This is a genomic window from Halomonas sp. ATBC28 (genome assembly GCF_005937175.1).
Lineage (GTDB): Bacteria > Pseudomonadota > Gammaproteobacteria > Pseudomonadales > Halomonadaceae > Vreelandella > Vreelandella titanicae.
In genome coordinates this window covers 147255-168844 of record NZ_VCQL01000005.1, presented here as the reverse complement: position 1 = coordinate 168844, position 21590 = coordinate 147255, and the positions used below count along the sequence as shown (strand labels likewise).

Annotated in this window: 24 protein-coding genes; 5 read left to right on the top strand and 19 right to left on the bottom strand. The window is 54.2% G+C overall.

The annotated features are described in order from the left end of the window. Positions 1–6: 6 nt before the first annotated feature. Positions 7–963: a L,D-transpeptidase family protein gene (locus E0L35_RS07345; protein WP_041157852.1), complete on the bottom strand. Its 957-nt coding sequence runs from the start codon at positions 961–963 to the stop codon at positions 7–9. 419 nt (positions 964–1382) lie between these two features. Here E0L35_RS07345 and E0L35_RS07340 point away from each other — a divergent pair, with 419 nt between their 5' ends. Next, a complete protein-coding gene (locus tag E0L35_RS07340) occupies positions 1383–1811 on the top strand; it encodes a PRC-barrel domain-containing protein (RefSeq protein WP_138799955.1) in 429 nt (142 codons plus the stop codon). Positions 1812–1995: 184 nt separating this feature from the next. On the opposite strand, the gene E0L35_RS07335 is transcribed toward E0L35_RS07340, so the two are convergent. Further along, positions 1996–2418 carry an OsmC family protein gene (locus E0L35_RS07335; RefSeq protein ID WP_027959781.1) on the bottom strand — a complete coding sequence of 141 codons (423 nt, stop codon included), beginning with the start codon at positions 2416–2418 and terminating at the stop codon, positions 1996–1998. Between the two features lie 204 nt (positions 2419–2622). On the opposite strand from E0L35_RS07335, the gene E0L35_RS07330 reads away from it, so the two are divergent. Then, positions 2623–3528 carry a DMT family transporter gene (locus E0L35_RS07330; RefSeq protein WP_022520509.1) on the top strand — a complete coding sequence of 302 codons (906 nt, stop codon included), beginning with the start codon at positions 2623–2625 and terminating at the stop codon, positions 3526–3528. Here E0L35_RS07330 and E0L35_RS07325 read toward each other — a convergent pair. From E0L35_RS07325 to E0L35_RS07300, 6 genes are all read right to left on the bottom strand, one after another. Then, complete coding sequence (locus tag E0L35_RS07325) at positions 3482–4330, bottom strand: MOSC N-terminal beta barrel domain-containing protein (protein WP_027959783.1); 849 nt, start codon at positions 4328–4330, stop codon at positions 3482–3484. The genes E0L35_RS07330 and E0L35_RS07325 overlap by 47 nt on opposite strands. A gap of 71 nt (positions 4331–4401) precedes the next feature. Beyond that, complete coding sequence (gene gntR, locus E0L35_RS07320) at positions 4402–5397, bottom strand: gluconate operon transcriptional repressor GntR (RefSeq protein WP_009287270.1); 996 nt, start codon at positions 5395–5397, stop codon at positions 4402–4404. A gap of 86 nt (positions 5398–5483) precedes the next feature. Beyond that, positions 5484–6011, bottom strand: a complete 528-nt coding sequence (locus E0L35_RS07315; protein WP_022520512.1) for a gluconokinase — start codon at positions 6009–6011, stop codon at positions 5484–5486. Positions 6012–6040: 29 nt separating this feature from the next. Then, complete coding sequence (locus E0L35_RS07310; protein WP_009287268.1) at positions 6041–7321, bottom strand: TRAP transporter large permease; 1281 nt, start codon at positions 7319–7321, stop codon at positions 6041–6043. A gap of 2 nt (positions 7322–7323) precedes the next feature. Next, a complete protein-coding gene (locus E0L35_RS07305) occupies positions 7324–7917 on the bottom strand; it encodes a TRAP transporter small permease subunit (RefSeq protein WP_009287267.1) in 594 nt (197 codons plus the stop codon). Positions 7918–7987: 70 nt separating this feature from the next. After that, positions 7988–9061 (bottom strand): TRAP transporter substrate-binding protein, encoded by a 1074-nt coding sequence (locus tag E0L35_RS07300; protein WP_138799954.1) that lies wholly within the window; start codon positions 9059–9061, stop codon positions 7988–7990. Positions 9062–9296: 235 nt separating this feature from the next. Between E0L35_RS07300 and E0L35_RS07295 the strand changes: the two genes are divergently transcribed. Beyond that, positions 9297–9740 (top strand): MarR family transcriptional regulator, encoded by a 444-nt coding sequence (locus E0L35_RS07295; RefSeq protein WP_022520513.1) that lies wholly within the window; start codon positions 9297–9299, stop codon positions 9738–9740. A gap of 118 nt (positions 9741–9858) precedes the next feature. After that, a complete protein-coding gene (locus tag E0L35_RS07290) occupies positions 9859–10290 on the top strand; it encodes an organic hydroperoxide resistance protein (protein WP_022520514.1) in 432 nt (143 codons plus the stop codon). A 15-nt stretch (positions 10291–10305) separates the two neighbouring features. Here E0L35_RS07290 and E0L35_RS07285 read toward each other — a convergent pair whose 3' ends face one another. Further along, positions 10306–11001, bottom strand: coding sequence for an aspartate/glutamate racemase family protein (locus tag E0L35_RS07285; protein ID WP_138799953.1), 696 nt, complete (start codon positions 10999–11001; stop codon positions 10306–10308). A 104-nt stretch (positions 11002–11105) separates the two neighbouring features. Here E0L35_RS07285 and yghU point away from each other — a divergent pair, with 104 nt between their 5' ends. Continuing rightward, entirely contained in the window at positions 11106–11978 is an 873-nt protein-coding gene (gene yghU / locus E0L35_RS07280; protein WP_138799952.1) for a glutathione-dependent disulfide-bond oxidoreductase, read from the top strand. A 94-nt stretch (positions 11979–12072) separates the two neighbouring features. Here the strand turns inward: yghU and E0L35_RS07275 are convergent, their stop codons facing one another. The 10 genes from E0L35_RS07275 to E0L35_RS07230 all read right to left on the bottom strand — a co-directional run bounded on the left by E0L35_RS07275 (position 12073) and on the right by E0L35_RS07230 (position 21521). Next, complete coding sequence (locus E0L35_RS07275) at positions 12073–12396, bottom strand: DUF6693 family protein (protein ID WP_022520517.1); 324 nt, start codon at positions 12394–12396, stop codon at positions 12073–12075. A gap of 78 nt (positions 12397–12474) precedes the next feature. Next, positions 12475–12804 (bottom strand): hypothetical protein, encoded by a 330-nt coding sequence (locus E0L35_RS07270; RefSeq protein ID WP_022520518.1) that lies wholly within the window; start codon positions 12802–12804, stop codon positions 12475–12477. 55 nt (positions 12805–12859) lie between these two features. After that, positions 12860–13849 carry a lipid A deacylase LpxR family protein gene (locus E0L35_RS07265; RefSeq protein WP_039859298.1) on the bottom strand — a complete coding sequence of 330 codons (990 nt, stop codon included), beginning with the start codon at positions 13847–13849 and terminating at the stop codon, positions 12860–12862. A gap of 261 nt (positions 13850–14110) precedes the next feature. Beyond that, entirely contained in the window at positions 14111–14650 is a 540-nt protein-coding gene (locus tag E0L35_RS07260) for a YaeQ family protein (protein ID WP_039859297.1), read from the bottom strand. A 69-nt stretch (positions 14651–14719) separates the two neighbouring features. Next, on the bottom strand, positions 14720–15421 hold the full coding sequence (locus E0L35_RS07255) for a glutathione S-transferase family protein (RefSeq protein ID WP_138799951.1): 702 nt from the start codon (positions 15419–15421) through the stop codon (positions 14720–14722). A 52-nt stretch (positions 15422–15473) separates the two neighbouring features. Beyond that, the gene (locus E0L35_RS07250; protein ID WP_138799950.1) at positions 15474–16091 is read right to left on the bottom strand and encodes a LysE family translocator; all 618 of its coding nucleotides are present in this window, start codon (positions 16089–16091) and stop codon (positions 15474–15476) included. Between the two features lie 100 nt (positions 16092–16191). Beyond that, positions 16192–16965: an enoyl-CoA hydratase-related protein gene (locus tag E0L35_RS07245; protein ID WP_027959793.1), complete on the bottom strand. Its 774-nt coding sequence runs from the start codon at positions 16963–16965 to the stop codon at positions 16192–16194. A 117-nt stretch (positions 16966–17082) separates the two neighbouring features. Then, positions 17083–17931, bottom strand: a complete 849-nt coding sequence (locus tag E0L35_RS07240) for a 3-hydroxybutyryl-CoA dehydrogenase (RefSeq protein ID WP_022520525.1) — start codon at positions 17929–17931, stop codon at positions 17083–17085. Positions 17932–17970: 39 nt separating this feature from the next. After that, complete coding sequence (locus E0L35_RS07235; RefSeq protein WP_138799949.1) at positions 17971–19599, bottom strand: acyl-CoA synthetase; 1629 nt, start codon at positions 19597–19599, stop codon at positions 17971–17973. A gap of 134 nt (positions 19600–19733) precedes the next feature. Beyond that, positions 19734–21521, bottom strand: coding sequence for an acyl-CoA dehydrogenase (locus E0L35_RS07230; RefSeq protein WP_138799948.1), 1788 nt, complete (start codon positions 21519–21521; stop codon positions 19734–19736). Positions 21522–21590: the final 69 nt, after the last annotated feature.

The window sequence follows — 21590 nt, the reverse complement described above, 5'->3', positions numbered from 1 at the left end:
GATCGTTTAGCTAATCGGCACAATCTGGCCATTCGCTCGCTCTAATATTTCACTTACCTGCTCGTAGTTGGCGCTGGAGGCACCAATACCGTCATGCTTTTCAATTAAGCCAACAACGTTTAACAGCGTTTCCATACCAAATACTTGCTCATCCGTCGCAGTGAAGGCTTGTATGTAACGCTTCCCCCCTTCACCCCAGCCGACTTTGATTGGTGAATCGATAATATTGACCTGGGTGCCTACCGGTACCCGCCAGAAGACCGACTCAATATCTTCCGGGTGCATTCGTATACAGCCACGGCTGGCACGCATACCAATGCCATCTGGCTGGTTAGTGCCATGGATCAGGTAACCGGGAATATCCAGCAAAATAGCGTATTCACCCAAGGGATTATCGGCGCCAGGGGGAACCACCGCTGGGGCTGGCTCGCCCCGCTCGGCGGCTTCACGACGAATCGACTCAGGTGGATACCAGGCCGGGTTTTCAAGCCGCATGGTGGTTTCGGTAATTCCCAGCGGGGTGTTATAAGCATCCCGCCCGATACCAATAGGGTATGTTTCGACCCGCGGCGTCTCGCCCTCTGCTACCTCGGGGTAGTAGTAAAGGCGTAGCTCTGCCACGTTAATCACAATGCCGCTACGCGTCTCATCGGGAAGAATATACTGCCCGGGGATCGTCACCTCGGTGCCTTCTCCCGGTACCCATAGGCTGGTATCCGGGTTGGCCATACGAATTTCTTCGTAGCCCACGTTGTGTGCCCGGGCAATATCCAGCAGCGTATCCTCTTCGGTCGCCGTGACGGTATACACCTGGCCCACCATATTGCCCTCTTCAGGCAGCAGAAAATGCCCTTTAGGCAGCTCGCTGCTATCGGCCACAGCACTTGAGGCTAATAGCCAAGCGCCTAGCGCAACGCTACTGACGCAGAGCTGCTTAATAATCTGCAAAGGGTGGGAAGTCATGGTCAGGATTCTCCTTTTTATGTGACCTCACTTTTATCAAACCAAGGATAAAAAGCGAGCCATTTGGAGACGAATATGAACACTGAGCGAAGGCGGGTCAACTCGACAGACTGCCGCACGAGGCGCGGTGTAGGCCCATGAGGGCGGAACAGCAGCGGTTATGTTACTTAAAAGTTTCACTTGAAAGGTTGTATTTTTGAACACAGCGACTAACCTGATAGTCGTCTTGGCGCAGTGAAGCGCAAGATAGCGTCAATTATCCTAGTGCATTAAATAACCAGGGTAATTAACACACTTAGGAATAATAGTATCGGCGTTGCTATCGCTTATTTTAGACGAAGCCAATACCGCCACTATTGATTTATTCGGGTTGTTACGCGGAGTCGTTAAGCCCAATAAAATCGCAAGGAGCAAGCAAAATGAAAACGATCAAACCCGCTATTCTAGGTACACTCATGGTTCCGGCCTTTATGTTTGCCGCTGGCAGTGTAAATGCTGAAGAGAGTACCACCACCATGGAAGCAACTTACCTGACGGAAACGCCAGAAAACACTTTCCATGCTGACGCTTTAACCGGCAACCAAGTCAAAAGCAGCGTCGAAGATGACGAAGATATCGGCACCATCACTGATCTGGTAATCGGTGAAGACGGCCAAATCAATGCTGTTGTTGTTGGCGTTGGTGGCTTCTTAGGTATGGGCGAGAAAAACGTCGCTATTGAATGGGACTCGCTTGAGCTGACCAAAAACGAAGATGACGATGATTATGTCATTACCGTTAATGCGTCAGAAGATGCGCTAGAAGCAGCTGAAGAGTACAATCGCAACGAAGACGAAGACAACAAATAAGCACCAGTCAGCAAATAAAAGCCTTGGCAATTGCCAAGGCTTTTTTAATGCCTATAACTTAAAAAAATACCTAAGAGGCTAAAATTAGTTTAGTCAACAAAATGGCTCGCGCACACTGTTTATACGCGAGCCATCTCTATTAAAAAACTATCTTCTTATAAGCAAATCACAGTCTAAAAAAAATTTAGGCCTTCAGTTTAGCCGTCATGCTAATATCCGCATTAAGTACTTTGGAAACTGGGCAATTCGCTTTAGCCGTTTCCGCTGCTTCCTGGAATGCGGCGTCGTCAGCGCCACTGATCTCAGCCTCCACGTCCAGGTGAATTTTCGAGATACTGAACCCAGCATCGCTTTGGGAAAGAGTCACTTTGGCGCTGGTTTCGATGGCGTCAGCGGTATAGCCTTTCTCGCCCAAAATCATTGAGAGCGCCATTGAGAAACAGCTGGCGTGCGCTGCGCCAATCAGCTCTTCGGGGTTGGTACCTTTTTCATCTTCAAAGCGCTTGCTGAAGGAGTACTTGGCATCTAAAACGCCACTTTCGGTTGAAACGGTGCCTTTACCATCCTTGAGACCACCTTCCCAACGTGCGCTAGCTTTACGATCCATGAACAACTCCTTGTGTGTGCGATTATGCATAGACATGTTATCAGACAAGGCCTAACGGCAGTTGCCGCTCGACCACCTAACCAGCGTAGCTGATTTTCTCCTGTTCTGCCGAACCCGTGCTTCAATCACTTCCATCCCCTTCTATTCGGCCTTAAGCTAGTTAGCTACCTAACTGGATCACCTCTTGAACGTTAAGGACTCGCCATGTCGTCGGCTGATGCGCTGCGCTTGATACTGCTCTCTTCGCTATGGGGCCTGTCATTTATCTTTATGCGCGTGGCCGCCCCCGAATTCGGTGCAGTGCCTTTAGTGCTGGTGCGCATGGGCATTGGCGCGCTGCTATTGATGCCGCTGCTGATCAGCCTGCACTACCTGAGACTCATCTGGCAGCATAAGGGGCCGCTGCTGTTTTTAGGGGTAGTCAATCACGTACTGCCTTTTTCACTGCTGGCACTTGCCACCACGCGCCTTGAAGCGGGCTTTACCTCGCTGATTAATGCCACCACGCCGATTTTCACTGCACTAATTGGTGCGCTATTCTTCGCTACCGCGATACAGCGCCAGCAGTACCTAGGACTTGCCTTGGCACTCCTGGGTGTTTATGTGCTCTCTGCCGATCGGCTCGATTTTGCCCTGGGCGGCGACGGCTGGTTCATTTTGGCCGTTTTAGGCGCCACGTTTTGCTACGGTATTGCGGGCAACTACTCAAAAACACGCCTTGGCCATCTACCAACCCGTGTGCTGGCCGCAGGCAGCAGCGCCATGTCGGCGCTGGTGCTGATGATTCCCGGCATATTGCTGTGGCCAAGCGAACCCATTAGCCCACTGGCGTGGGGCAATGCCTTGGCCTTGGCTGCGCTTAGCACCACGCTGGCTTTTCTGCTCTACTTTGGCTTACTCGCCAGCGCGGGCGCTACTGCCACCTCAACGGTCACTTTTCTGGTGCCAGTGAGCGCGCTGATATGGGGCTATCTGCTGCTTGGCGAAACGCTCAACCTTCAGATTATCGCCGGTATGGTGATAACCCTTATCGGCACGGCGATTGCCACTAAGCTGCTGCGCATTAAGCGTCGCGAGTCGCCGCCGCCAGTCTATCCCCCACACGAATAACGCTGCCTGCGCCTTCAAGCAGCGTGGCATTTTGGCCAAAATGCGCGCCTTTAAGGTTGGGTTGCGTATTGAGTTCAATCAAGGTTTTTAGCGGTTCAGCAGGGGCAGGCACTGCCGCCGTATGCTGATCGATGGTGGTGATTTTGCAGCGCTTACAGGGCTTACGTAACGCTAGCTGAAAGGTGCCGTTTTGCTGAGTCAACGTTGCCCAGCGATCTTCCGCCCACGCCTCGTCACTCTCTACGACGATATTGGGCCGAAAGCGGTTCATGGGCACAGGAGCATGCCCGCCTGCCACTAACGCTTGATTTAGAGCGTCTAACGACCCCGTAGTGGCAACCAAAAAAGGGTAACCGTCGGAAAAGTAGGTATGCGCCGCCCCGCCATCAAGGAAATCCTCTTCAACGGCACGGGTAAACTCGGTAGCAAAGCGCACCATGCTAAACCCCTGAACCTGCTCGCCTAGGGCGGCGACCAACCAGCGCGATACTTCATCGCTCTCCGGCAGAGCTTTGCAGTGGTCATTCCACACGCTGACCAGGCGCAAATTTCCCTCTGGCTCGGCCAGCGGTACGCTCATAGGCTCGACGTTAGGATGCGACAGCACCAAGTGCTCATCGGTCAGCGCGACCTCAACGGTGGCAAGCGCCGGGAGTTGGCGCTGGGTCACAAAACGCTGCTGCGCGTCTACCAGCATCCAGCGGCGATCCCAGGCTAGCCCGTGCTCTTGCAGCTCGCTTTGAGTCACGCTGATGCCTTTTAGCGATTTGACGGGGTAAATATTGAGTTGAGTAATCTGCACGACGGCCTCGCGACAAAAGTAAAAGGCTACTTTAGTCATTTACGCCGCTAACGGCTACTTGATAACGCGCTCTATAAGGTCATCCCCACTTCAATACGATAGCCCAAATCAACCACTTTTTGGGTCTGCTTCTCACCGCGAAGCCGCGCTAATAGCTCCCCCGCAGCTGCTTCACCGATGGCCTGACGGGGGGTGACCACACTGGCTAGGCGTGGTGTCATTACATGGCCTACATCGTGGCCGTGGAAGCCCGCCAGCGCCATCTGCCCTGGTACGTCAATGCCCCGCCGCTGACACTCGAAATATGCCCCAACCGCGACGTCATCGTTGGTGCAGAACAGACCATCCGCCGTGGAGTAGTCAGTGATCACCTGTTGCAGCAGCGCCGCTCCCACACTGTAAGAGGAGCGCTGGGTGCTCTGCAGGGTAACGGGCGTCAAGCCGTGCTCTTCCATGGCACGGCGGTAGCCCTGTTCGCGCTGGCGAGTACGCTCATCCAAACGTACCGCCAGATATATCACCTGGCGCCGACCCCGTAAGATCATCTCGCTGACCATGTCGTAGGCGGCTTGAACGTTGTCGTAGCCCACCGCCTGTTGTAGCGGGGGGCGGTGGGTGTCCATGATTTCCACAATTGGAATACCGGCGGTTTCCAGCATTCGCAGGCTGCGCGAAGTATGGTCACGATCTGACAGAATGATACCGTCGACATTATAGGAGAGCAGCGATGCCAGGCTGCGCTCTTCAAGCTCTGGGCTATAGCCATAGTGAGAAAGCATCAGGTGATACCCCGCCGGCTCCGTCAGCGTTTCGATACCGAGGATAACATCGGCGAATACCTGGTTGGTAAGCGATGGTACCAGCACCCCGATGGAGTGGCTGGTCGATCTGGAAAGCAGATCCGGCGCACGGTTGGGAATATAACCAATCTGTTCGGCAATCGAGAAGATGCGTTCGCGCAGGCCTTCCGAGACCGTTTCAGGGTCACGCAGGCAGCGGCTTACCGTCATTTTGGTAGCCCCTACGTGGTCGGCAATATCCTGCAGGGTGGGGCGTTTTTTCTTCAAAAAGTAACTGCCTTATTCAAGGTGTAAGCATTGAGGTCTTCCCTAAAGCTGACCCCAATGCTTATTTTTCCTTTAACTTACTTCCTTTAAATGGGCGAGCGGCTGGGCGTCGGTAGCGTGGCAGCAAATTGCGTAATGATCGCTTGGGGCGATAAGGCAATCGAGGCATTGAAGGCCTCCTCTTCACTGGGCGGTTCCAGGTCGGCCAGTTGACTGGCTAACATGGTATCGCCTTTGAAGAAGTGTCCAGCCCGGGTTTCAAGCCGTTCAAGCAGTAGCTCCCGGCTGCCCTCTAAATAGAGAATCTGCAGCGCTGGGTCGCCTTGCCGCAGCCGATCACGGTAGCGCTTTTTTAATCCGGAGCAGGCAATCACCAGTGACTCCCCCCTTGCCCGATACTCGGCAAACAGCGCCGCCAAGGTGTCCAACCACTCACTCCGATCATCGTCGTTGAGCGGCTTGCCACTGGCCATTTTGGCCACGTTGGCGGGTGAGTGATAGTCATCGCCATCGATAAACGTGGCACCCAGAGTCAACGCCAACTGGTGACCAATGTGCGACTTTCCGGAGCCGGACACGCCCATCACCAAAATACGATGCGAGTGGGTCTTCACTGCGGCTCTCCTATTCATTACCAAGAACCTTAATTGCCGCGCACGGCGGTAAGATCAGGCAGCCAAGTCACGATGCCAGGGAAAGCGATCAGAATTACCAGCACGACTAAGAGCGCCACATAGTAAGGCAGCATGGCTTTGACTAACGACTCCATGGAGACTTTACCCACACCACAACCTACGTAAAGGCAGGTGCCTACCGGCGGGGTTAGCAGCCCAATGCCCAATACAAACGCCATCAGTACGCCAAAGTAAGCGGCATCAACACCTACCGAAGTCACGATCGGTGCCAGCATGGGCGCCATGATGACCATGGCCGGCGTTAAGTCCATTACGAAACCTACCAACAGCAGCAAAGTCGCCACAATCAGCAGCAGCATAAACGGATCTTGAGTGATCGCCTGCACTTGGCTGACCAGGGTTTGTGGCACCATATTGATGGTAAGGAACCAAGCAATAACCGTCGCAAACGCTAGCAGCATCATCACCATGCCGGTCAAACGAGCAGTGCGAATCAGCATACCGCCGAGCTCTTTGATCTTGAACTCACGGTAAACCACCAGCGAAATAGCCAGCGCATAAAGCAGTGCCGCCACGGCCGCTTCGGTGGCGGTAAATACGCCGCCAATAATACCGCCAATCACGATGACCGGCAGAACAAGTGCAAGCCAAGCATCTTTGAAGGCTTTCCAGAGACGATCCCAGCGGAACTGCTGCACGCCGCCGCCATCCTTTTTGGCAAGAATATAGGTGGTCACCATCAGCGCAAAGCCAATCAACAGCCCTGGAATGATACCGGCTATAAACAGGCGGCTAATCGAGGTTTCAGTGACGATGCCGTACAGAATCAGCGGGATGGAGGGCGGAATAATAATTCCGATCACCGACGACACGGTATTGATTGCGGTAGCATTAGCTGCGGTGTAGCCCTGCTCTTTCATAGAGGGAATCATCATCGCACCAGTAGCGGCCGTATCGGCCACCGCTGACCCACTGATGCCGCCAAAGAACATCGAACCGGTAATGGCAACCTGCCCTAGCCCGCCGCGCATAAAGCCGACCATAGCGCCAGCCAGTTCCATCAAGCGACGAGCAATACCGCCATTACTCATCACCTCACCGACTAAAATAAAGAACGGAATGGCGAGCAGCGGAAAGCTGTTCACCCCACGAATCGACTGCTCGATCATAATCGACAGCGGAATATCTGAGAGTACCGCCATGACCAGCGCCGCCACGCCTAAACCAAAGGCAATGGGCAGCCCAATAACGATAGAGACCAATAAAATGGCCAGGAAAATCCATAGCATGATTAGCGCTCCCGCTCAGAGTGGCGAATAACGTTAAGGCTGACCCACATTCGCCACACCGCTACCACCGCAATAAAGATGACACACAGCACCAGAGAAAGGCTGATAAAACTCAATGGCACATCCATAATCGCTGAGCGCCCGCTTGAACGCGACAGCACTTGGTAGCCACCCCAAATCATTACCACCATTAGGCCGGTAATAATTAGGTGCTGCAGTAAATAGAGCATGTGTGCCAAGCGCAGCGGCAAGCGCCGTACTAAGGCATCAACGGCAATGTGCTCGTAACGGGAAAACGCCGCAGCGGCCCCGATAAACACCAGCCATATAAACAGCATGCGCGCCAGCTCATCGGCCCAGGGCAGTGAGTAATTAAACAGCGCGCGCCCTACCACGTTGCAAGAAACGGACACAATCAACGCCACTAAAATAACGCCGATAAGATACTCCATACCTAAGGTTAGCCAGCGGAACAGTGCAGGGCCTTGGCGGGTATCGGTATCGATTTCCAGCAACTTGCGATTGGGGTCATCCAGATACACCGATGGATCTTCAATCGGCGTGGGGGTATTTGGGGGTGTAGAGGAGAGTGACATAGGAGCTCCAGAAGCACTGACACGTTGGGCAGGCTCGATGGCCTGCCCAACGGTGCGCTAAACGTAAGGTTTAGTTGCTGCTCTCTTCAACGATCTTTTGAATGTCGGCGATCAGGTCTTCGCCAATACGCGGCGCCCACTCTTCATAAACCGGTTGAACGGCATCTTGGAACGCGGCTAACTGCTCGTCGTCCAGGCGAGTAATTTCCATTCCTCGCTCTGCTAGCTGATCCCGAGACCAGTCATCATACTCAGCAGACAGCTGAATTTCATATTCAGCGGACTGGCGAGCGGCTTCCAGCACCAACTCTTGATACTCAGGCGCCATGCGATCCCAAGTACGCTCGGAAAGCATCATGATAAAGGGAGTATAGACGTGGCGTGTTTCAGTGCCATAGTCCTGCACTTCGTTGAAGTTAGAGGTCAGGATGGTGCTCCAGGGGTTTTCCTGACCATCAACCACGCCCTGTTCCATGGCGGAGAACAGCTCACCAAAGGCCATTGGCGTGGGGTTGGCACCTAAGGCTTCCCAAATCGCTAGGTGTACCGGGTTTTCCATGGTACGAACGCTTAAACCGCGCACATCTAGACCTGCAACGTCATCAGGACTAGCCACCGGTCGAGCGCTGTTCGAAAGCTGACGATAGCCATTTTCAGAGAAAGCGAGTGCTTTCAGACCGGTGCCTTCAAAGGCGTCCAGCATGTCCTGGGCAACATCGCTCTGCATGACCGCTACAGCGGCTTCACGACTAGGTAGCAGGAAGGGCAGATCAAAAGCGGCCAGTTCTTCAACGTAACCCGTGGTGGCTGAGCTCGACGGATAGGTCATATCCAGCGTACCGGTTTGTAGCATCTCCATCATTTGAACGTCGTCGCCTAACTGACTGTTAGGGAAAACGTTAACCGTAATGCGGCCGTCGGTGCGCTGCTCCAGAATCTCACCAAAGTATTGGCTGGATAGGTACTGCGGAGAGCTTTCCGCCAGGCCGATACCCATGCGCAAAGTATGCGAGCCGTGGTCGCCGACTACCTCGCCTTCAATTTCAGGCGGATCAGAGAGTTCGGGGCTTTGGGCATGAGCCATACCAAATGTCAGGGTGGTCGCGCCGACTAAGGTCAGTGTGTTGCGCCAAATAGGGGTCATAGCGTTGTCTCCAAATACTCATTGTTGTTAATGACTGGGTTGCTAATAACTGAGTCGTTAATGGCTGATTCAATGAACGGCAATTTGTTACCGGTAACATTTAGTATGCGAAGGCTAGCTACCTGCCTTGTGCGTGTCAAAACAAAACTGCCAACTTACGACCAACGTCTAGATCTAGTCACTGGCGCGTCATCACGCTACATTAGCCTACGTATTTCGGATCGGAACCATACTTGTGCAACCATCTTGTAGCGAATTAGAGCTCGATCACCAACTTTGCTTTGCGCTCTATTCAACCTCGTTGATGATGACCAAAGTTTATAAACCCTTGCTCAAAAAGCTGGGGCTTACTTACCCGCAATACCTAGCCATGCTAGTGCTGTGGCAAAACGATGGCATCACGGTAGGCACAATGAGTAAGCGCCTACTAACCGATCCTGGCTCACTGACGCCACTGCTCAAGCGCCTTGAAGCCGATCAGTTGTTGAATCGCAAACGCAGCCACGAAGACGAACGCGTGGTCGAGCTTTATCTCACTGAAAAAGGCAAAGCGTTGCGCGAACAGGCGTGCCATATTCCAAGCTGTGTGGTGCATGCCAGCGAGCAATCGATCGAGGCACTGACCACGCTGAAAGAGGACTTAGTGCGGCTGCGTGATAGCCTGCAAAAGAACCAATAGCCTTCGCTTTCTAGCGCAGGGCATAGAGATTTATTTACCATTTATATTGCGCGCAAAATAAAGCTGCGCTAAGTTAATAGCGCAGATTCATAATGAAAACACCGACAGGAGATACAGAATGACGACCACTATTGAAAACGTTGTTTATCGTGCCCACGCCACTGCTACTGGCGGCCGTGAAGGCCAGGCCAAATCGTCCGATGGCGCGCTGGATGTTAAACTCAGCACGCCCAAAGAGCTGGGCGGCGCAGGCGGTGATGGCACCAATCCTGAGCAGCTATTTGCTGCTGGCTACTCGGCCTGCTTTTTAGGTGCGCTTAAGCATGTCGCTGGCCAGGAGAAAGTAAAGCTTCCTCAGGATACGAAAATTGATGGCCACGTAGGTATCGGCGCCATTCCTACCGGCTTTGGCATCGAAGTCGAGCTAAAAATCAGTCTGCCCGGCCTTGAGCAAGACGTTGCCCAGCAGTTGGTCGAGAAAGCCCATGTTGTCTGCCCCTACTCCAATGCCACCCGTGGCAATATTAATGTCACCCTGACACTGGTCTAAGCGTCGTTACCTAGATTAATCATTTAGTGCCCATGCCACCGCTCTCTGGGCATGCAGAGCGGTGGTGTCGTAAAGGGGTACCTTGGTATCACGCTGGCCCACCAGCATGGCGATTTCAGTACAGCCTAAAATCACCGCCTGGGCGCCATGAGCATGCAGGGAGTCAATGATTGCCAAGTAGCGCTGCCGCGATACATCTTCTATACGGCCCTGGCAGAGTTCATCAAAGATCACCCGATGAATAGTGTCGCGCTCAGACTGATCGGGCACCACGACTTCAATACCGAACTGCTTTTCTAAGCGGCCAATATAAAAGTCCTGCTCCATGGTAAAGCGCGTACCCAATAGGCCAACGCGAGTGATTCCGTCGGCGGTGAGCTGTTCAGCCGTGGCATCGGCAATATGCAGCAGCGGAATAGTCACTGCCTGCTCAATAGCGGGCGCCACTTTATGCATGGTGTTGGTGGCAATCAGCAGGCAGTCGGCACCCGCGCGCTCGACGCTTTGGGCAGCGCTGGCCAGCAATTCACCAGCAGCGTGCCAATCGCCCTGCTGCTGGAGCGCTTCAATTTCGGCAAAATCGACGCTAACCATCACGATCTTAGCCGAATGGAAGCCACCTAGCGCTGCTTTTACGCCCTCATTTAAGGCTCGGTAGTAGCCTTGGGTAGATTCCCAACTCATACCGCCTAGCACACCAATAACACGCATCCGCCACCTCTTTGAGAAAATGCACTACTTTATTATCAGGCTAAGCACTAGCTAACCCTTGTAGCCGCTTTGTCACCGATAGAATATTTATAGCGAGGAAACTAATGAGCGACAACACCTATACTCCCCCGAGCGTTTGGAAGTGGGAACCTGGCAACGGCGGTAAATTTGCCAATATCAATCGCCCAATCGCAGGCCCTACCCATGACAAGGCGCTGCCGGTAGGCAAACACCCTCTTCAGCTCTACTCCCTTGCCACACCCAACGGTGTCAAAGTCACCGTGATGCTGGAAGAGCTGCTGGAGAAAGGCGTAGCAGGCGCCGAGTACGACGCTTATCTGATTCAAATTAGCGAAGGCGGTCAGTTCAGCAGCGGCTTTGTCGAGGTGAACCCCAACTCCAAAATTCCCGCACTGATGGATCACTCTACCAATCCCCCCCAGCGGGTGTTTGAGTCTGGCGCAATCCTGCTCTATTTGGCTGAAAAATTTGGCGAGTTCTTACCCAGCGACCCGGCGAAACGCACCGAGTGTCTCTCCTGGCTGTTCTGGCAAATGGGCAGCGCACCGATGTTAGGCGGTGGCTTTGGCCACTTTTACGCTTACGCACCGGAAAAGTATCAGTACCCGATTGACCGCTACACCATGGAAGTAAAACGCCAGCTTGATGTGCTTGACCGCCACTTGGCGGAAAACCGCTTTATGGCGGGTGATGAGTACACCATTGCCGATATGGCGATTCACCCTTGGTATGGCGCACTAGTGAAAAATCGCGTTTACGAAGCGGCTGAATTCTTGGAAGCCCATACCTACAAGAACGTTCTGCGCTGGACTGAAGAGATTGATGAACGTCCCGCCGTTAAACGTGGCCGTATGGTCAACCGCTCTTTTGGCGAGCCGCACGAGCAGTTGCATGAACGTCATGATGCCAGCGACTTTGAGCTTCGCACACAAGATAAGCTGGCTGATAGCGAGTAATTAGTCACCCAAAAAAGGGCCTACGCTTGAACTCTCAGCGTAGGCCCCGGTGCAGCATCAATACTCCAAGCCGAGTTCTGTTTAACGAGAAAAACTAAACTGACTCAATCCGCGAGTTATTCAACGCGTAATTCCAAACTCGATAGAAGTAGAAAATATACCCTAAACCAAAGGTGACCAGCGAAATCAACATCCATAGGATGATATGGCCGATATTGCTGAACAGGTTGATATCGCAAACCATTTTTCGCTCGACGCCAGTGCTGGCATCAACTAGCGATGTGCGATTGATGACAAACCGCGCAAACGAATAGGGAAAGAAAAATAACGCTATGCCAAACGTGATAATACTCAACACCACCCAGACAAGTAGATGGCCAATGATATCTAAAATGGAGAGGTCTGCTTTGATCTTCACAGGTTGCCCTTAGTATGCGTGGAAAGCGGCAGAGCGTAACACCGCAAGCCCCAACCGTGAATTATAAATTAATATAAATTAGGGGAGCTGCCGTTTACTCTCCCACCACTCGGCATAGGAACTGTTATGGGGCGCCAAACCGCCTTCATCGGGGGCGTCATCATCCCACCATACCGGGCCACGCTCGCCGAGGGCTTCTTTAGCGCTTTGCACCGCGTTGCGGGCTTGGCGCAGCGCGTCTTCATCATCTTGCTGCTGGGCTGTTCTGACCGCCCTGCGGGCTTTCATCAATGCTTTGATATGGGTTCGCTTTTCGTCTTCATCTAAACGCGGGTCAGTGCAGCGCCAAAGCCGATTTTTGGCGACAAAATAGCGTCCATCGGGAGTGTGAGGATACTTGTTAGCCATAAGCAATACTCCTTTCCCGTTGGGCGCTTCTACTCACCTCATTTCACCTAACCGTTTAGAAGCGCTTAGATAGCGTGATAGAGCCGAATTTATCCTGCTCTTCCTGGCCGTCAAATTCACGTGAGCGCTGAACTGCCGCGTAAGTGACTTGCCAATCTTCCCAGGCCAGCGCCAGCCCTGCTGATACGTCGCCTACCCACTCTTTGCGATCAACCGAGTGGCTATTTCTAAACGTATTGCCGTCAAGCGTCAGGTTTTGCGCCATGTAGTAACCGTCTACGCTGGCAAACAGGTACCACTGCCACCCCTCTTTACCGGTCATGTGGTAGCGGCTACCAGGGCTTGGCGTTAGCGTAGGAATGCTAGGCGCCTCATCACCCCAGCGAACGCTATACCCGGCGCTTGCATAGGTGTAAAGGTTGCCCAAAGCGGCGCTAACGCTGGGGCCATGGACAAACTGCTTACCCATCAAAGGGGAGCTATACCACCACTGGCGACGCATGGCGACGTTGACGATGGCTTCATCGCCAAGCTGGTTATCCCAACCGCTGGGGCGGTCGCTTTCGGTGATGCGGTGCACTTCACGTTGAATGCTATCGGCAAGCGACGAAGGCCCTACCAAACCAATATCCAGGTGCAGGTCAGTCGCTTGGCGCCAATTGCCCATGGGCACGTCTTCGTAAAGTGAGATACCGCCGTAAACAATCCCAGCGTAGGGACGATCATCTTCAATCAGTCCACGCTGCTCAATATTGTTTGGCGTATAAATCTGATGCACCAAACGAAAAGCTGCCATATCAGCGCTGCCAATAAGGCTGTCGGGCAAAGCGGTGGCCAAGCGTTGCGTCCAGCTTTGTGCTTCAGGCTGAAACGTCCAATTGAGCTCAAAGCCACTGGTAAAGTGGCCATCATCGCTGCTGGCCATGCCATCATTTGCGTGCTTAATCGAGAGGACACTATCGTCGGCTTGTGCCAGCGTTGACAGCAGGGTTACTACAGCCACTAGCGGTAGCAGCTGCCATCGTAGAGGGGGGGTATCTTTCATTGCTCGTTCCTTGAGATTGTCCTGGGGAGTGTTTTTTGGGGCTGTGTTTTGAGGCCACTTTTGAAGAACATCAACAAACATTGTTGATTGTATGTAATTGTGCAAAAAGATAGCAAGCATACTTTTACTGTCTTCTACAGAAAAGAGCTAAACTAACATCAAAGGGTGGCTTGTAGGCCACCCCTTCTGCTGTCATTTGTTTAGATTTATTAGCGTAGTCGACTAGAGTAAAGTTGGTAGGCTAATGACTTAGTTGAATCACTATCTGTCGCGCAGAAGCCACTGCGGAGTGATTTCATGTTGGCCGTTTTCATCGGTAATAAACAGCGATCCTTCGCTGATCATTACTGCCCAGTTAATCGCCCGAGGCAGGTCTTTAGCGATAATCGCTAGGGCCTCTTGTGGCAGCCCCGCCACATGCACATTTTTCAGTGATGCCACGCTGGGCAACACTTTACTCTCCCATTGATCTACCCGGCCGTAAGCAAGTAGCGACACGCGCTCTGCCCTACGTGAGCACCAGGTAATCCGCTCGGCATCGGGCAAACCCACTTCGATCCAGTGCAGTAGGCGACCGTCTAGGCTTTTCTCCCACAGTGCCGGTTCATCTACATCTGAAAGCCCACGCCCGAAGGCCAGCGTCTCGCTGTACCACAACACATAAGCAAGCAAGCGCGCGGTCATGCGCTCTTCGGTCTCTGACGGATGGCGAGCCACGGTAAAGCGCAGCGTTTCATACACCCCGCGATCCAGATCGGTCAGATTGATATCAACTTTGTAGGGCGTTGCGCTAAGAGCCATGAAAATGTCCAAACGAAATTTGCGTCAGTGTACCCGATGCCGGGTGTCCCTGGTGAATAGTCTGACAGGTCAAGCTTTGCGGTAATCGGCCGTTACGCTGCCGTTTTTCAGCGTATCGGCCTCGTGCATGGGCTCATGCCATGGCTCTTCGAGCGCGGCTTGATACCACGCTTGCATTGCTGGCAGCGCTAGCAAGCGCTCGACATATGCCTGGGATTTTTCATGAATCGGCAGGTTGAATGTCTGCACGCGAAACGCCACAGGCGCATAAAACGCATCTACTGCTGAGAAGTGCTCACCCGCTAAAAACGGCCCGCCAAAGCGCTTAATCCCCTGCTGCCATAGCGCATCCAAGCGTGCCACATCGGCCTTAAGATTGGCCGATAAGCTATTCAATTCCACCCGCATACCGCAGTTCATTGGACACTCGTCGCGCAGGGCGCTAAAGCCGCTGTGCATCTCTGCTGTGGCTGAGCGCGCCCAAGCGCGGGCGGTTTTATCACTCGGCCAAACATTAGCGTGCTGCTCGGCCAGATACTCGATAATCGCCAGGGAGTCCCACACCGCCTGCTCGCCTTCATCCGCCACATCCACCAAGCAGGGCACCAAACCTGAAGGTGAGAAGCGAATGAAGGTGGCATGGCTTGCACCCAAACCACCCTCGAACGGCATCAGGTGTTCGTTAAACGGAATCTCCAGCGCTTTCATCAGCACCCAAGGGCGCAGCGACCAAGAAGAGTAATTCTTGTTGGCAATATAGAGATCAAACATGCAGCGCTCCTTATGTGGGAAATCGAATTAGCCGATCAATTAGGCAGCCACCTTAACGTGCTGTCTGAGCCAGTGTATTACCGCCTAATCCCATTAATACGCCACCGCCAATGCGCTGTATGAGCTGGGAGGAGCCATGGGATTTTTTTAGCCACTCACGCAACGGGCTGGCCAGCAGCACCACAACAACATCCGCTGATGAGAACAGCACATTAGTGGCGATACCTAACCAGAGCAGTTGCCACGCTACCGGCATAGCGCTCTCGGGCTGCACAAATTGAGGCAGAAACGCGACAAAGAAAAGCGCGGTTTTAGGGTTGAGCACCTCCACCAAAAAACTGTCGCGAAGCACGCGTTTAGTGGTTGCCAGCGGCACCTCATCATTATGGGCACGAATGCCCTGCTGCCATAGCCTCAGCCCCATCCAGAGTAAATAAAGCCCACCGATGATTTTCATGGCGATATAAGCAGGCGGAATCGCTGCAAACAGCAGCGCCAAGCCCAATGCGGCCGCCACCACATGAACGTAGCAGCCCATATGCACACCCATGACCGCTAACCATCCTGCTCGTCGGCCGCGCCCCAGGGTTTGCGCTGCGGTATACAGCATTGCAGGCCCAGGGAGATAGGCGAAACCCAGCGCGGCGAGGATGAATGCGGCCCATTGCATATTGGCGATTCTCTTGAAGGTAATGGTTAGGTTTCGAGAATAAAACGGGGGTGACGTAAGCGCCACCCCCTAAATAAGTAAAGCTGGAATGAGGCGTGGTTTAGAAGTTAGGTTTACGCTTTTCAACAAAGGCTGACATGCCCTCTTTCTGCTCGTCACCGGCAAAGCAGAAGGCGAACAAGCTGGTTTCCAGTGCCAGTGCACTATCCAGATCCTGATCCATTCCATCGTGAACGGCCTGCTTGGCACCACGCACTGATTGCGGGCCGTTGCCTTTGAGTTGCTTGGTAAGCTCCTCAGCGTAGCTTTCCAACTCCGCTTGCGGCATCACGCGATTGACTAGGCCGATACGCAGCGCCTCTTGGGCATCGATTTTGCGCCCGGTAGTCACCAGGTCAATCGCCATGGCAGGGCCAACGCGACGTGGTAGGCGCTGGGTGCCGCCAAAGCCGGGGATGACGCCCAGCAGTACTTCAGGCTGGCCGAATACGGCGTTGTCACTGGCTACGGCCCAGTCGCAGGCCAGCGCCAATTCGCAGCCGCCGCCAAGGCAAAACCCGTTCACCAGCGCGACCACCGGCACGGGGAGAGTCTCTAGGCGTTTAATAGTACGCAGCGCTTGGCTGGCGAAAGCTCGCGCTTCTTCGGGCGTTTTTTCACGCATTTCAGTGATATCAGCACCCGCGACGAAAGACTTCTCGCCCGCACCGGTAATCAGCACGGCGCGCAGGTTCGGGTGAGCCTCAAGCTCTACTAAGTGCGCTTCCAGTGCGGCAAGCACTTCGCTGTTTAACGCATTCAGTGCTTTGGGACGATTGATGGTCAGACGCACCATCCCATCGTTATCAACCTTTTCGATCACTGCTTCGCTCATGGCGGACTCCTTATTTGATTTGTTATGGAACATTAAAGTGAACACCACTCAACCCTAGCGAACGCTTGGTTGAGTGGCAATCACTTCTTTACGCCGCACTCTTCCCTTCAGTACAAGCTAATCGTAAGAGTAGAAGCCGCGCCCACTTTTACGGCCTAGGTAGCCCGCTGCGACCATGCGCTTAAGCAGTGGGCAAGGACGGTATTTGGGGTCGCCAAAGCCCTCTTGAAGCACGTCCATAATCGCCAGGCAGACATCCAGCCCAATTAAATCCGCCAGCGCCAGCGGCCCCATGGGGTGAGCCGCTCCTAGTTTCATAGCGTTATCAACCGCTTCCGGCGTTGCGGTGCCCTCCTGCACGATAAACGCTGCCTCATTGATCATGGGCACCAGCAGGCGATTTACCGCAAAGCCCGGCGCGTCGCCTACCGGCACAGCAGTTTTACCCAACGCTTTAGCTAGGGTTTCAATCTCGGCCACGGTAGCGTCCGAGGTTTGTTCGGCACGAATCACTTCCACCAGTTTGAGCACTGGCACTGGGTTAAAGAAGTGCATGCCCACTACGCGCTCGGGGTGATCGCACACCGCTGCCAAGCGAGTGAGCGACAGCGACGAGGTGTTGGAGGCCAGAATAGCGGTGCTGCTCAAGCGGCTTAGATCGCGAAACAACTTCTCTTTGAGTTCAGGCTGTTCGGGTGCGGCCTCGATAATAATTGCGCAGTCGCCTAGGGCACTCAGCGTGGTTGTGGTAGATAGACGGGCTAGAGCGGCGCTTTTATCCGATTCGCTGATTTTCTCCTTAGCGACCAACTTACCCAAGCCTTTATCGATGTTCGTTTTGGCACGGCCAAGCTGCTCTTCGGCCACATCGTAAAGGCACACGTTAAAGCCACTAGCAGCCACTACCTGAGCGATCCCCTGCCCCATGGTACCGGCTCCTACAACGCCAACAAGTTGGTCACTCATGCACTCTCTCCTCTATCGATTATCGCTACACTAGGGTTATCAATGGTTTTTAGCTTCTTCACGCAGTACGAACTTTTGGATCTTGCCTGTCGAGGTTTTAGGTAGCTCGCTGAAAATAACCGTTTTGGGGACTTTGTAGCCCGCCAAATGTTCGCGACAGTGGGCGATAATATCGGCCTCGGTCACTTCACCGTAACCGACTTTGAGCTTCACAAACGCACAGGGCGTCTCCCCCCACTTCTCATCAGGTTTGGCCACTACCGCCGCCTCTTCGACCGCAGGATGGCCGTAAATGGCGTCTTCTACTTCAATGGTCGAGATGTTCTCTCCACCGGATATAATGATGTCTTTCGAGCGGTCTTTGATCTCGATATAGCCATCCGGATGCCACACCGCCAAATCGCCGGTGTGGTACCAGCCGCCCTCCAGCGCCTGCTCGGTGGCTTCCGGGTTCTTTAAATAGCCCTTCATGACGTTGTTGCCACGCATCAGTATCTCACCCATGGTTTGGCCATCCTTGGGCACTGGCTCCATGGTGAGCGGATCAGCCACGCACAGCGCTTCGAGCATGTGGTAGCGCACCCCCTGGCGGGCTTTAATTTTGGCTCGTGCTTCCAGCGGCAATTCATCCCACGCTTCCCGCCAGGCGCAGACGGTTACCGGCCCGTAGACTTCCGTCAGGCCATAAACGTGGGTTACCTCAATGCCCAGCTTCTCCACCCCGGCGATCACCGAGGCAGGCGGCGCGGCACCGGCGGTGGTGACTTTGACCGGATGATCGAACTGATGCTTATCTTCCGCAGGCAGGTTCACGAGGCCATTAAGAATAATCGGCGCCCCGCTGAAGTGGGTGACCTTCTCTTCGGCAATGAGCTGCATGATCTTTTTAGGATCGACGCGGCGCAGACACACGTTTACCCCGGCGTTGGCGGCAATCGTCCATGGGAAGCACCAGCCGTTGCAGTGGAACATCGGCAGCGTCCACAGGTAGATCGGGTGGTGGGGCATCGCCCACTCCATGATATTGCTCACCGCATTGAGGTAAGCGCCGCGGTGGTGGTAGACCACGCCCTTGGGTTTGCCGGTGGTGCCAGAGGTATAGTTGAGCGAGATCGCATCCCACTCATCGGCAGGAAGCTGGTAGGCAAAGTCAGCGTCGCCCTCTTGAAGCAGCGCTTCGTACTCCACTTCCCCAATGCTCGGGGTCTCGCCAAGAAACTCCACATCGGCCACATCGATGATAAGCGGCTTGTGGGGTAGCTTGGCTACGGCTTGCTGGATGACCTCGGCAAACTCGGGGTCAACCAGAATGGCTTTCGCCTCGCCATGTTCCAGCATATAGCTGATCGCCTCAGCATCCAGGCGAATATTCAGCGTATTAAGCACGCAGCCGGCCAGCGGCACGCCAAAGTGTGCTTCAAACATGGCGGGGATATTGGGCAGCATCGCCGCCACTGTCTGACCCGGCTGAATGCCCCGCTTTTCGAGCGCCGAGGCAAGCTGGCGGCAGCGCGACCAGGTTTCGCCCCAGGTGCGTCGCGTACTGCCATGTACCACCGCCGGGTAATCGGGATAGATCGACGCCGAGCGCTCGATAAAGGTCAGCGGTGAAAGCGGCACGTGATTGGCAGCAGTTTTGGGCAAGCCTTGCTCAAAGGTAGCGGTCATGGTCGGCTCCTGACTTTTGTTGATGTTATTGAAAGCGTTCGTTTTAATGTCTTGTTTAAAATGGTTGTTTTGATCGCTTAGAAACAGCGCCGCCGCCTCAAGGGGCGGCGGCGGCGTGAAGCTGAAAATTAGCGTTAGTGAACCTCAAAATCGCTTAAGCACTGCATACCCGCCTCAATCACCGTGCGCTGGGCGCGGCCTACCGGCAGCCATTGGGTGATGGCAAATTCGGCGCTGCGCATCTTGGCAGTATAGAAGGGATCATCACTGCCGTTGTTAAGGGCAGCATGGGCGCTGAGAGCCGCCTGTCCCATCTGCCAAGCACACAGCACGTGGCCCGCCAAGTTAAGGAACGGCGTTGCGTAAGCCTGCACCGCATCTGCGCCGGTTTCAGGGTCACTGCCTTGTTCCAGCACAATTGCCTGGGCAGCTTTCAAATCCTCAAGCCCTGCGGCCAAACTACTGCCCAACGCTGACAAAGCGGGGTCGGCATTGAGTTGCTCCACGGTGGCGGAAACGTCGTGAAGCAGCGCGGCGAGCGCTTCACCGTTATCACGCTGGAGTTTACGCCCCGCCAAGTCGAGCGCTTGAATGCCGTTGGTACCTTCGTAAATCGGGGCAATGCGTGCATCGCGCAGTAGCTGGGCGGCACCGGTTTCTTCCACATAGCCCATCCCACCGTGCACCTGAATCCCCATGGAGGCGATATCCACTGCCTGATCGGTAGAGAAGCTTTTGATCACTGGAATCAAAATATCCGCGCGGGCCTGGGCGGTGTGGCGGGCTTCGTTACTTTCAGCGTGGCGGGCAGTATCCAACTCGGCAGCGCAGTAGAGCGCCAGCGCACGCAGTGCATCGGTACGTGAGCGCATGGAGAGCAGCATACGGCGCACGTCCAAGTGATCGCTGATGGTGCATTCAGCGCCGCCACGGGTTTTGGGAGAGCGACCTTGACGACGTTCCAACGCATAGGCAAAGGCGTGCTGGCAGGCACGTTCGGCCACGCCAATACCCTGGATGCCGACTTTGTGGCGCGCCTCGTTCATCATGGTGAACATATGATTAAGGCCACGCCCCTCTTCACCGACCAAGTAGCCAATGGCACCACCGTTTTCACCAAAACTCAGGGTGCACGTCGGCGAGCCGTGGATGCCCAGCTTATGCTCAATAGAGGCACAGGTGACATCGTTGCGCTCACCCAAGGAGCCGTCTTCATTGATCAGGAACTTGGGTACCAGAAACAGGGAAATACCTTTGTTGCCTTCCGGCGCATCGGGTTTGCGGGCTAGCACAAGATGGATAATATTTTCGGCGGCATCGTGTTCGCCCCAGGTGATATAGATCTTCTGGCCGCTGATGCGGTAATGGTCGTTTTCAGGTACCGCGCGAGTGCGTACTTGGGAGAGATCCGAGCCCGCTTGGGATTCGGTCAGGTTCATAGTGCCCGTCCAGGTGCCTTCCACCAGTTTGGGCAAGTAGGTCGCTTTGAGCGCATCGCTACCGTGATGAGCCAACGCTTCGATAGCACCAGCGGTCAACATGGGACAGAGCCCCAGCGCCATATTCGCGCCGTGAAGCATCTCCTGCACCGCACTGGCAACCACCTCGGGCAGGTTCTGACCACCTAGTGCTTCTGATACACCAATACCGTTCCAGCCACCCTCGACATAAGCCTGGTAAGCCGTCGCGAAGCCTTCTGGCGTCGTCACACTGCCATCGGAGTGGCGCTTGGCCCCTTGCTGATCACCAATCTTATTAAGCGGGCCCCAAATGTCACCGGCCAGTTTTGCGGCCTCTTCGAGTACCGCCTCGACCAAGTCTGGCGTGGCCTCTTCAAAGCCCGGCAGGCTAAGCGAACGGTGCGCTAGCAGCTCTTCAAGCACAAAGCGCAAATCGCGTACCGGTGCGGCGTAAACATTCATAGCGAACCTCGGGCTGAAAATTAAACAATTGTTTGAAAGTGTACCCTTGATAGTAGTAACACTCTCTTG